7 protein-coding genes and 1 pseudogene are annotated in these 8818 nt (G+C 39.7%); all 8 read right to left on the bottom strand.

Features of this window, described 5'->3' with window-relative positions:
* Positions 1–175: 175 nt before the first annotated feature.
* A pseudogene (locus VB733_RS26915) lies at positions 176–361 on the bottom strand (hypothetical protein); the annotation flags it as partial.
* Between the two features lie 43 nt (positions 362–404).
* Positions 405–1952, bottom strand: a complete 1548-nt coding sequence (locus VB733_RS26910) for a mercuric reductase (protein WP_323343115.1) — start codon at positions 1950–1952, stop codon at positions 405–407.
* 333 nt (positions 1953–2285) lie between these two features.
* Entirely contained in the window at positions 2286–2969 is a 684-nt protein-coding gene (locus tag VB733_RS26905) for a putative iron-sulfur cluster-binding metallochaperone (protein ID WP_323343114.1), read from the bottom strand.
* Between the two features lie 21 nt (positions 2970–2990).
* The gene (locus VB733_RS26900) at positions 2991–3728 is read right to left on the bottom strand and encodes a TVP38/TMEM64 family protein (protein ID WP_323343113.1); all 738 of its coding nucleotides are present in this window, start codon (positions 3726–3728) and stop codon (positions 2991–2993) included.
* Between the two features lie 130 nt (positions 3729–3858).
* The gene (locus tag VB733_RS26895) at positions 3859–4575 is read right to left on the bottom strand and encodes a TVP38/TMEM64 family protein (RefSeq protein WP_323343112.1); all 717 of its coding nucleotides are present in this window, start codon (positions 4573–4575) and stop codon (positions 3859–3861) included.
* A 38-nt stretch (positions 4576–4613) separates the two neighbouring features.
* The gene (locus tag VB733_RS26890) at positions 4614–5156 is read right to left on the bottom strand and encodes a hypothetical protein (RefSeq protein WP_323343111.1); all 543 of its coding nucleotides are present in this window, start codon (positions 5154–5156) and stop codon (positions 4614–4616) included.
* Between the two features lie 411 nt (positions 5157–5567).
* Positions 5568–8246, bottom strand: a complete 2679-nt coding sequence (locus tag VB733_RS26885) for an MGH1-like glycoside hydrolase domain-containing protein (protein WP_323343110.1) — start codon at positions 8244–8246, stop codon at positions 5568–5570.
* Between the two features lie 142 nt (positions 8247–8388).
* Positions 8389–8818 (bottom strand): LOG family protein (locus tag VB733_RS26880; protein WP_323343109.1); only part of this gene is annotated, 430 nt, incomplete at its 5' end.

Below are 8818 nucleotides of genomic sequence, written 5' to 3'. Positions count from 1 at the left end.
ATTTGTTACTGTCCAAGACTAACTCGATTTCAGTAGACTTTACAAGGAGATGTGCATAAAACTATCGAACAATTTCGATCATGGGTGACAGAGGGATACCTTGTAAAAACGTTTCCCAAGGCAAAAAGACTGTTCGGTTGGAAGGCTCAAAACAGCTAAAATGTTATGTTAAAAGTTATTTTATTAGGGTTGGCGAGGATTCCCAAGACTCCAGAATCGCATCTCTTGGAATTGGTGAATTAGAGAAATTATCGACTCGAATATCCCTCCATATATCCGAGACTTGCCATCCTGAGTTACCGACTGATTGGACTAAAGGGTTGTCTCTGGCTGAAATATAGTTTGATACTTGGTTTTCGATAATTAAGGGTTTGCTTCCGGAACCACTTCTGAAAAATCCTCATTTAAGAAAATTTAGTCAGCAATGCTAAAATGCGTTTTGATGTTGGCGTTAATAAAGTACGGCGATAAGCATCTGCGGCTTTTTTAATAGCTTCGGCTTGAGTTGGATAGGGATGAATTACACCAGACAAACCATTTAAACCAATTTTATTCACAATAGCCGTGGTGACTTCACTGATAGTTTCTCCTGCATGACGGGAGACAATGGTTGCACCCAAAATTTTATCCGTACCTTTTTTGTGGATAATTTTCACAAAACCATCTTCTTCCCCGTCTGCGATCGCGCGATCTACACTACTAAAGGGAATCTTGATGGTATTAATATCAATCCCCTGTGCTTGAGCTTGTTGTTCGTACATTCCCACATGGGCAATTTCTGGATCAGTATATGTCACCCAAGGCATTACCAAACTACTCAGTTTAGATTTTCCGAATCCAAAGGGAGAAAACAAAGTATTTTTAATCACAATCCGCGCTGCGGCATCTGCTGCATGGGTAAATTTCCAATCCATGCAGATATCTCCATCTGCATAAATTTTCGGGTTGGTGGTTTGCAGATAATCGTTAACTTTTACTCCCTTACGTTGATCATACTCCACCCCAACTGCTTCTAAATTTAAACCTTCCACATTCGGTGCGCGTCCCGCACCTACTAAAATATCATCAACAACAACGCATACTTTAGAGCCATTGCTAATCGCGTGGATCATTTTTCCTTCCGGAGTTTTTTCCACACTTTGGATTTGGCTATTTAAAAGTAGCTGAATACCTTCGCGAATGAAAACATTTTGTACAATTTCCGCCGCATCGCTATCTTCCTTATTTAAAAGATGAGAAGCATTATGGAATAGGATAACTTCAGCACCTAAACGTTGAAAAGCTTGAGCTAATTCGCAACCGATGGGACCACCACCAATTATAGCTAGACGTTTAGGTAATTTAGTGAGAGAAAAAACAGTTTCATTCGTCAAAAATCCAGCTTCTTCAATTCCCTTAATTGATGGTCGCACAGCCCTAGCACCCGTAGCAATTACAGCTTTTTTATACTGTAGAGTTTTATCACCAACTTGAACTGTATTATTATGTAAGAAATGACCATTCCCCAAGAAAACATCGACTCCCAGTTTTTGAAAACGATGAGCCGAATCGTTATGGCTAATACCTGACCTTAAACGACGCATTCGCTCCATCACTGCGGGAAAATCAACATCTATTTGTGTTGGTGGATTAATTCCTAAAGCTTTTGCTGACAATATTTCCCCCACAACGCGAGAGGAACGGATCATACATTTGGAAGGGACACAACCGACATTTAAACAATCCCCACCCATTAAATGTTTTTCTACTAAAGCTACTTTTAATCCCACATCTAAACCTGCTGCACCTGCTGCAACAACTAATCCTGCTGTACCCGCACCAATCACAACTAAATCATAACAATCAGCAGGTTGGGGATTAACCCAATCTGGGGGATGAACGTGGGAAATTAATTTTTGATTATACTCATCCATTGGTGGAAGAGTAACTTTTTGAAATCCATAGTTTGACATAAATTCACTCCTTGAATAGGCAAAAAAACACTGAGTTTAAAATATAGTATACATGTCGGATATAATCGGGAGTAATTACTTTTCTATTTTGAAATTCAAACAATGTAAATAATTGAATTTTAAACTAGTGCTATACGACGTAAATAAAACAACCATTGTTGTGAGGAAAAAGCTGAAATTTCCAGATTTTAAGCTTTCTGTCTTCATCTACTAGTTAAACAATATTCCTATATTATTAATAAATAATCGTCCTTATCCCTGAGTATATTATCAATAATTACTGAGAAAATGCTGAGACTTCTGCTAATTTCCCTGACAAATTTGATGTTATTCTCAGAGATAAGTTTTTGACTGTTTACGAACATTTGCTAAACAACAACTACCCTGGGGATTGTTCACCTCACAACCACAACGTCCAGCTTGAATATGGGTGCGAATTGAAGATTCGGCTGTACTATGGTTTGTCTGTTGAATTTCTTGTCCTATTCTGTCTCTTGTCCAATTAAAACAATAACACACAGGAACTTGTCCCCCCTGAGCTTTTGGGAACACAGGGACTTTTATCTCGTCTACGATGAAAGTTTGACCATGTTCGTTAAAATAAACTACGGGACAATCAATTGAATCACAGAAAAAGTAATTTGTTTGAGAATTAAGGGTTTCTAATGCCTTCGGTTTCAACAAACTTTTGAGTGTAATTGTTTTTACGGTTCTTCCTTTCATCCCATTCACTGGACAGTTTCCTTTCCAGGAATTTTGAGTTTTAGAGCAACATTCTTCAGACATATTTTTTCTCCTATTTACATTTTTGCGATGTGACTTGCGGTAGCGAAAATATGAAAGCAAAGTTAGTGCGACTAATATTCCTAATGCTGGTAAGAGAACATAATCGAGATAACCGACGATCGCACTTAATCCGACTGCTCCTAGTAAAATAACTAGAATAGGTGTGAAGCAGCACAAAGCAACAATCACGGTTCCTGTTAAACTAGCAATTAATGCGTTTTTAGGCTTCATTGGACAAATTTCGTCTATCAATTAATTGAGATCGAATTGTTCATTTTCATCATTCTTAGACTCTAAAACCTCATTTTCTAAAGCCTTACGAGCAACTTTAGTCACATAAATTGTCACAGCAACGGTAGCAATAAAACCGATAATCCGAATCGCCCACTGAACACCTGGATTACCAGGTTGAGACTCAGTACCAATTGTGGCAATATTACCAGCTAAGGAACCGATATAAACATACATAATCGTACCGGGAATCATGCCAATGGAAGCAAGAACGTAGTCCTTGAGGGAAACTCCCGTCACCCCGTAGGCATAGTTCAATAAATTAAAGGGAAACACAGGTGAAAGTCGAGTTAAAAGGACTATTTTTAGCCCTTCTCGACCCACAGCTTCATCAATCGCTCGAAATTTCTGATTTCCAGCAATTTTCTTGGCAACCCATCCTCTCGCCAAATAACGTCCAACCAAGAAAGCAGCCGTAGCACCGATAGTTGCACCAATAAAGACATACAGTGAACCCATCACCACACCAAAGACAACACCCGCACCCAAGGTGAGGATTGATCCTGGTAGAAATGCAACAGTAGCCACAATATAAAGAAATATAAATGCCAATGCTCCCACAGTACCCAGACCATCAATCCACAGTAAAGCATCCTTTAACCAGATTTGGGGATTAAATCCGGAGACATTTTGTGCCGATTCTTGTCCAAAAGCTGGTTCTGTGGTGAATACAAAAGTCAGAGCAAATGCACTCAACATTAGGAAAACAAATTTAAATTTAACGAGCTTTTGCCAATTCCTAGTTGATATCTCTGCGATAGTTCTGTTTTTTTGTGGGGAAACGGTCAGATTCTGATTTACAGGTTGGTACATGGGTAATTTCTCCCGATTAAATGTTTTTATTTAAAGCTTGCTTGGCTAAACGTGCTAAATAAATAGTCATAGCCACCGTAGCGATCAATCCCACACCCCGAATCAGACACTGGATAATTTGGGTTTCGGGACTAATTGACTGCTCATTTTTTCCCAGCATCGCCAAATCTCCCACCATAGAACCAAGGTAAACGTACATCACGGTACCGGGAATCATGCCTAGAGAACCTAAAATATAATCTTTGAGAGAAACCTGGGTTATACCAAAGGCATAATTTAACAGATTGAAAGGCAAGACAGGGGAAAGACGAGTCAACAAAACAATTTTAAACCCTTCTTTGGCTACTGCTTTGTCAATGGCTTGGAACTTAACATTACTCTGAATCGTCTTGCAAATGACATCCCGACACAAGTAACGTCCAATCAGAAAAGCCCAGGTTGCTCCCAAAGTTGCGGCGATCGCCACATAAACTGACCCCCAAAATACGCCGAACAGCACACCTCCACTCATTGTCAGTAATGTACCAGGGATAAATAGTACGGTTGCCACGTTGTAGATGACTATAAATGCAACTGCTGCCAAAGAACCGAGACTTTCCACCCAAATTAGGGAAGTCCGTAAAAGTTCCTGAAGATTCAATTGTTTGCCAGCAACAATGATAATAGCAACTAGAATACTAACTAATAATAGTTTGAGATGGGAACTGAATCGGCGTTTCTTGGGTTGGGTCATTTCATCAGTTGTTGATACTCAGTCTTGCTTTCCCTGGCTTATCTAATTTTGGGAAATTTACCCATTAGGTGAGTGAAGGTAACTTTGCCCATTTCACCAGGCATTTGACCATGTGTTTTGTTATCTGCGTGATAGGCAACTGCGAGAATTTGATAATTATTATTGTTGGGTACAGTGATATTTGCAGTGACGTTACCCCGACGATCGGCTCTGAATTCATTACTGGGGGTGCCTCCTGCTGCTCCCATGTCCATTCCCACAACTTTTTTATTCACCCACCAGAAGGTGTAAAGTCCATTAGGTGCTAAACCACTAGCTTTGAGCGTCACCTTATAATTATTCGCATTGACTGGTGATACGGAAACCTCACCTTTCGCAGTCAGCCATCTTTCTTTGCTAAAACCTCTGGGAGCACCATCATCAGCAGTAGCCATGAGCATTCCGGAGGTCTTTTGATTCTGTGCTATTAAAGTTGGGGAAATACCTTTGTTGTTGGTGTTTATCTGGTTTGCTCTGACAGCAGGTAACACAACACTAGATAAAGTTAGGGTAGATAGGCTAGCGATAATTAGACGTTTCATGTTCATAACTCCTAATTGAATACTTAACTTGAGTTAGAAAATAAATCCCGACGAGATACAAACCAATTAGACGCATATGCTGTCTTGATTCTGCTTTGTATTTGTTTTGTACCTTCTACTCAATAGACGAACCTCAAGTCAAAATGGATTTACTCAAAACCGATGAAATGAAAAATTATGCTTGAAACCTTTATGTCAAGGGGTTTTAAAGAATGTTGGAGAGCAACGCGATCGCCAATAATCCTACACCAAAAATTCTCTTTATGGAGATTTGAGAGAATCCTCACTCCTAGTCATCAACTAAACAAGCCCAAAATCAAAACATCAAAAGTAATGGAGAATTTTGACTATTATAAGGCGCGTTTATATGCAAAAATCAGTAATTATAAAGAGCTTTTAATATGCGATCCTTCAAGAATTAGGCTGATATTTCGCACACTGTTGAATTAATCTAGCGACAATACCTGTCCAGCCAGTTTGGTGAGATGCGCCTAAACCTACACCATTATCGCCGTGAAAATATTCGTGAAACAGAATCAAATCGTGCGGGAACTTTTTTGTACTGCCATAACACGGTCTTTGACCCGATTCATCTTGCTCAAAAAGTTTGATCAGTCGCTCAGACAATTCAACCGCAACTTCTTGTAAAGTCATTTCTCTACCCGAACCAGTGGGGAATTCTACTTTGAAGTCATCGCCAAAATAGGAGTAAAATCGCTGGAGTGATTCGATAATTAGGTAGTTTATAGGAAACCAAATCGGTCCGCGCCAATTAGAATTGCCACCAAACATACCAGTAGTAGACTCAGCAGGTTGATAATCTACTCGATACTCGGTTCCATTCACTTTCATTGTGTAAGGATGCTTTTGATGAAATTTAGAAACCGAACGAATCCCGTAGGGACTAAGAAACTCGCTTTCATCGAGCATCTTTTGCAGAATAAGCCTGAGTTTATCTCGATAAGCGATCGCGAGTAATCTCCGTTCACCCACACCATTCGTCTGCATACAGGCAATTTTCTGAGTCAAATCGGGACGATTTTGAATAAACCATTTTGTCCGCTTACTGAAGCTAGGAAACTGAGATAAGGTGGCTGGTTCAATGGTACTGACTGCAAATAATGGAATCAACCCTACGAGCGATCGCACTTTCAGCAAGTTGCAATGTCCATCGGGAAAGCGTAGCGCATCGTAGTAAAAGCCATCGTGTTTATCCCACAAAGAAATATCTGATTGTCCAATACCGTCAATTGCATCGGCAATATAAAGAAAATGCTCAAAAAATTTGCTGGCAATATCCTCATAGGTGGGATTCGATTTGGCTAATTCTAAGGCAATTTCCAGCATATTTAGGCAATACATTCCCATCCAACTAGTACCATCTGCTTGTTGCAAATAACCACCTGTAGGTAGTTCGGCACTGCGATCAAAGATGCCAATATTATCTAAACCCAGAAAACCACCTTGAAAAACATTTCTCCCTTCAATGTCTTTGCGATTTACCCACCAGGTAAAATTAAGCAGTAATTTTTGAAAAACTCGTTCTAAAAAGTCTTGATCAGTACGGTTATATAACTCTCGTTCAATTTTATAAATATTCCAAGCAGCCCAAGCTTGAACAGGCGGATTCACATCACCAAAAGCCCATTCATAAGCCGGAATTTGTCCATTGGGGTGCATATACCATTCTCGCAGCAAGCGCGACAATTGTAGCTTGGCAAAGTCTGGATCAATCATTGCCAAAGGAATCAGATGAAAGGCTAAATCCCAAGCAGCAAACCAAGGATATTCCCATTTATCGGGCATGGAAAGCACATCATCATTAAAAAGGTGAATCCAATCTGAATTACGACCTTTGGTATGGGAAACTGGAGGAGGAGGACTAGCTGGATCACCTTTGAGCCATGTTTCAACAATGTAGTAATAAAACTGTTTATTCCACAGCATTCCCGCAAATGCCTGTCGTTGAATTTGTCGCCGTTCTAAAGACATTTCAAATGGACAAATACGATGATAAAATTCGTCGGCTTCTTGTAACCTCGTTGCAAAAATTTGATTAAATTCAGAACCAAAAGGTGTTGTCAAATCTGAAGTATCACTCAACCGTAAATTGATTGTTTGAGTTTCACCTGCATTAATAGATAACTCATAATGTGCAGCACATTTTGTCCCTATGCGCTGAGGATTAATAGCATCTTGGCGTTGGTGAATTAAGTAATCGTGAAAAGCATCTTTAACATAGGGAGACGCATTCTTAACCCCGAACAATTTTTGAAAATTGGTTTCGTTTTCGGTAAATAATAGAGGTAAAAATTGCTGTGTATTGCTATGCTCACAATATAGCGATCGCTGACCCAGTGTAGGATGATTGGCTGCAATAATACTGAAGCAATCTGACTCAGAAAATACTTTGAGAATTGGTTTTTCGCAGTCATATCCCCAAGACCAGGTATTACGAAACCAAAGTGTTGGTAATAAATGTAAAGTTTTAGGGTAACTCCCTTGGTTGGTAATACTGATTTGAATGAGGATATCTTCAGGAGAGTTTTTGGCGTATTTTACTTCCACATCAAAATAGCGATTATCGTCAAAAATCCCAGTATCAATCAATTCGTATTCTAGGGAGTAGCGTGAAGCGTAGCTATCCCGAAGGGAATCGCGCTGTTGATTTTTTCGCACTAACTGCTCATAGGGAAACGCTTCCTGGGGATACTTATAGAGGTATTTCATGTAGGAATGAGTCGGTGTATTATCGAGATAGAAATAGCACTCCTTGACATCCTCGCCATGATTACCTTCATTTCCCGTTAAGCCAAACAACCGTTCCTTGAGAATCGAGTCCGCACCATTCCAAAGGGTAATCGCAAAACAAAGTCGCTGATGATTGTCACAAATACCTGCAATACCGTCTTCTCCCCAACGGTAAGCACGAGAACGAGCATGGTCATGAGGAAAAAATTCCCACGCTGTACCATCTGCACTATAATCTTCTCGCACCGTTCCCCACTGTCGTTCACTCAGATATGACCCCCAACGACTCCAAGCTGTATGATTGTGATTTGCCTGTAACCTCTGCTCTTCCTCTGTCATAATTACCCCCTCAATGAACTTCAAACCAAAATGGATTTACTCAAAACCGATGAAATGAAAAATTTCTGTGGGAAACTTGCTGGAAGTGCTTATCTATCTCAACAACAGCTAATGAAAGAAATGGAAATTCTTGGAAGAGTCCCTATCCTTCCAGAAAACGAGCAAAACTTAAATCCTGTCGATATTTGGAGTAATTTACACAGACATGCTCCATTTGAAAGCGATCGCTATGTACTCGATTAATCAAATCGATCACTCCTGTGACTGAGGTCAGATGAAAAATGTTATGCATATCATGGCTATTGAAAAACTTTCTTTCTAAAACCTCTGTTTCTAGCCATAACATTAATGTTGTCCAAATATCTCCAAATAGAATAATCGGGGTTTCACAGATATGTTCTACCTGCATTAATTGCCAAGTATAAAATAATTCCAGCAAAGTCCCAATTCCTCCAGGTGCAATAATCACCGCATCTGCAAGGGAGACAAAAGCATCTAATCTGCTACTAAATTGCTCAAAATCCTTGTAGACATCCAGGGTACATATTCGGATGTTGTTCGTGGGGAAGTTT

The sequence above is a fragment of the Calothrix sp. UHCC 0171 genome (assembly GCF_034931845.1).
In the GTDB taxonomy this organism is placed as follows: Bacteria; Cyanobacteriota; Cyanobacteriia; order Cyanobacteriales; family Nostocaceae; genus Brunnivagina.
The sequence above is the reverse complement of the archived record's forward strand: the minus strand, read 5'-3'. Positions and strand labels throughout refer to the sequence as shown.